This window comes from Streptomyces sp. SID14515 (genome assembly GCF_010548505.1).
Lineage (GTDB): Bacteria > Actinomycetota > Actinomycetes > Streptomycetales > Streptomycetaceae > Streptomyces > Streptomyces caviscabies.
In genome coordinates, this window is sequence record NZ_JAAGMH010000141.1 from 1 (window position 1) to 3276 (window position 3276).

A 3276-nucleotide genomic window follows, 5' to 3' on the forward strand; every position below is an offset into this window, starting at 1 on the left:
CGCCCGACGCGGACGCCCCACCTCAGGCCAGGCACGCTCCTCCGTCAACAACTCGACCGCACCGGCCGACCAGTCGACATGTGACGACGGCTCATCCACATGCAACGTCCGCGGCAACACCCCATGCCGCATCGCCATCACCATCTTGATCACACCAGCCACACCAGCAGCAGCCATCGTGTGGCCGATGTTGGATTTCAGCGAGCCCAGCCACAGCGGCGTCTCACGCCCCTGCCCATACGTCGCCAACAACGCCTGCGCCTCAATCGGATCACCCAACGTCGTACCCGTACCGTGACCCTCCACCGCATCCACATCAGAAGACGACAACCGCGCATTCGCCAACGCCTGCCGAATCACCCGCTGCTGCGAAGGACCATTCGGCGCCGTCAACCCATTCGACGCACCATCCTGATTAACCGCACTCCCCCGCACCACCGCCAGCACACGATGCCCAAGACGCTCCGCATCCGACAACCGCTCCAACAGCACCAGGCCGACACCCTCACCCCACCCCGTACCATCAGCCGCATCAGCAAACGCCTTACACCGACCATCCCCGGCCAATCCATTCTGGGCGAATCCCTCGAACGCCTCCGGGGTCGCCATGACCGTCGCCCCGCCGGCCAGGGCGAGGGTGCACTCACCGTTACGCAGCGACTGCGCGGCCAGATGCAGCGCCACCAACGACGACGAACACGCCGTATCCACCGTCATCGCCGGACCCTCAAGACCCAGCGCATACGCGATCCGCCCCGACGCCACGCTCCCCGAGTTGCCGGTGATGCCGAACTGCGAACCAGAAGCGTCGGATCCCCTCACCACTGCCTGGTAGTCGTTGCCGGCCAGTCCGGCGAACACTCCTGTACGGCTGCCCTTGAGCGCTGCAGGATCGATGCCAGCTCGCTCGAACACTTCCCACGAGGTCTCCAACAGCAGCCGCTGTTGGGGGTCCATGGCCAATGCCTCACGTGGGCTGATCCCGAAGAAGTCGGCATCAAAATCCGCCACGCCGTTGAGGAATCCCCCGCTCCGAGTGTGCTGGTACGACGGGGCGAGCTCCCACCCACGATCCGCGGGGAACGGCGACACGGCGTCCACTCCGTCAGCGACCAGGCGCCACAGTTCCTCCGGCGAGTCAACGCCACCGGGGAACCTGCATGCCATGCCCACGATGGCGATGGGCTCGTCCAGCGCTGCCGGGATGAGGGCAGGTGTCTCCGACAGATCACCAGCATCGAGATATCGGGCCAGTGCAGCTGGGGTGGGGTAGTCGAAGACCAGGGTGCTCGGCAAGCGCCGCCCGATGGCCGTATTGAGGCTGTCGCGCAACTGCATCGCGGTGAGTGAGCTGAAGCCCATGTCCTGGAAGCTGCGATGCGCTTCCACCTCGCTGGGTTCCGAGTGGCCCAACACCGCGGCCGCGTGTATCTGGACGAGCTCCAAGACATCCGCCGACGCTGGTGTCAGCGTACGTGGACTCGGCAGTCCGCCTGTGGCGGGCAGGCGTGGGCCGGCGGGCAGCCAGTAGTGTTGGTGTTGGAACGGGTACGTCGGCAGATCCAGGAACGGCCGCGGACTGAGCACACTCGACCAGTCCACCTCCACACCCACCACATGCAACCCCGCCAGCGCCCGCACAACAGCCCCGACTTCGTCCTGCTCCCTACGCAACGTGGGAACCACCACCCCACCCCACGGCCCAGCCTCCAACACCCCCTCCACCATCGGCGTCAACACCGCATCCGGACCCACCTCCACAAAAACACTCACACCTGAATCAGCCAACCCCGCCACCGCATCAGAAAAACGCACCGGCGCCCGAACATGCTCCACCCAATACGCCGCCGACACCGGATCCCCCGCACACACCAACGCAATCCCAGAATCCGGCTCCGAAAACTCCACCCCCTCCACCACACGCGCAAACTCATCCAACATCGGCTCCATCAACACCGAATGAAACGCATGACTCACCCGCAAACGAGACGTCCGCTCAAAACGCCCCGCCACCTCCAAAACCGCATCCTCCACACCCGACACCACCACCGACCCCGGCCCATTCACCGCAGCCAACGACACCCCCTCCCCCAAGAACGGCGCCACCTCCTCCTCACTCGCAGCAATCGCCACCATCGCCCCACCCGCCGGCAACCCCTGCATCAACCGACCCCGCGCCACCACCAACGCCACCGCATCCGCCAACGACAACACCCCCGCCACATGCGCCGCCGCGAACTCACCCACCGAATGCCCCGCCACACCAGCAGGCCGCACCCCAAACGACTCCAACAACCGAAACAAACCCACCTCAACCGCAAACATCGCCACCTGAGTCCACTCCGTCAGACCCAGCAACCCCCCATCCCCCAACACCTCCACCAACGGCACACCCGACAACACCTCCACCTCATCCACCACCGACGCAAAAACCTCAAAACGCCGGTACAACCCCAACCCCATCCCCACCCACTGCGCACCCTGACCCGTAAACACAAACCCCAACCGACCCGCGCGTGCCTCACCTCGCACCACACGACCCGAAGGCGTACCCGCCGCCAAGGCACCGAGGCTCTCAGCCAATGCGTCCCGATCCTCGGCCAGCACCACCGCCCGGTGTTCCAGAGCTGATCGCGTAGATGCCAATGACCAGGCCAGTGCGACAGGATCGGCGCTTCCGAGCTCCAGAATCTGCTGTGCCTGAGCCCGCAGGGCGGCATCTGTCCGGGCCGACAGCACCACTGGCAGCAAACCTGCCGAGCAGGCCGGCTCAGGCGTCACGGGCACAGGATCAGTCAGCTCAGGCGCCTGCTCCAGAATCACGTGCGCGTTCGTCCCACTGATCCCGAACGACGACACACCCGCCCGACGCGGACGCCCCACCTCAGGCCAGGCACGCTCCTCCGTCAACAACTCGACCGCACCGGCCGACCAGTCGACATGCGACGACGGCTCATCCACATGCAACGTCCGCGGCAACACCCCATGCCGCATCGCCATCACCATCTTGATCACACCAGCCACACCAGCAGCAGCCTGCGTATGACCCAGATTCGACTTCAACGACCCAAGCCACAGCGGCTCCTCACGCCCCTGCCCATACGTCGCCAACAACGCCTGCGCCTCAATCGGATCACCCAACGTCGTACCCGTACCGTGACCCTCCACCGCATCCACATCAGAAGACGACAACCGCGCATTCGCCAACGCCTGCCGAATCACCCGCTGCTGCGAAGGACCATTCGGCGCCGTCAACCCATTCGACGCACCATCCTG

General features: G+C 65.2%; 1 protein-coding gene. It reads right to left on the minus strand.

The window, feature by feature from the left end; translation table 11 throughout:
- Positions 1–3276: type I polyketide synthase (locus tag G3I54_RS34040; protein WP_164620558.1), on the minus strand; the 3276-nt coding region annotated here is incomplete at both ends.